This window comes from Microbacterium sp. VKM Ac-2923 (genome assembly GCF_022815605.1).
Lineage (GTDB): Bacteria > Actinomycetota > Actinomycetes > Actinomycetales > Microbacteriaceae > Microbacterium.
Window position 1 is genome coordinate 60,255 of sequence record NZ_JALGRP010000013.1, and the last position, 469, is coordinate 60,723.

Genomic DNA, 469 nt, shown 5'->3' on the forward strand with positions numbered 1-469 from the left:
GCGGGCGCGACGCTGAGTTTGACGGTGACCGCCACGAAGTCGGGTTACGCCACCACCGCCAAGACCAGCGCCGGAACAACTGTGACGGCGTCGACGGTGCCAGTGATTCGGATCGCGTCCGACATCGTTAGCAGCGCCGTATGGGATCCCGCTACAACTACGGTCTACCTCATCGAGACAGATGTGACGATCAAGAGGGGCGCGACTCTTACCCTCGGCGAGAAAGCCACCGTCAAATTTGCTCCCTCCAGTAATGCCAACTTGACGGTGGCTGGATCGTTGGTGGCGAACGGGACGTCGGCTAGCCCGGTGGTATTCACGTCGCTTTACGACGACTCCGTGGGTGGGGATACCAACACGGACGGCGACGACACCAAGCCTGAGAACGGAAGTTGGTCCGGTATCCGCGTCAGCGACGGTGGCAGCGTCGCTTTGACGCAGGCCAGGGTGTTGTATCCGCGATCCACTG

Annotated in this window: 1 protein-coding gene; it reads left to right on the top strand. The window is 61.4% G+C overall.

Translation table 11 applies throughout. The annotated features are described in order from the left end of the window. Window positions 1-24 precede the first annotated feature (24 nt). Window positions 25-469, top strand: a 445-nt coding sequence (locus MT347_RS16225; RefSeq protein ID WP_243502418.1) for a hypothetical protein, incomplete at its 3' end; no start/stop codon positions are given.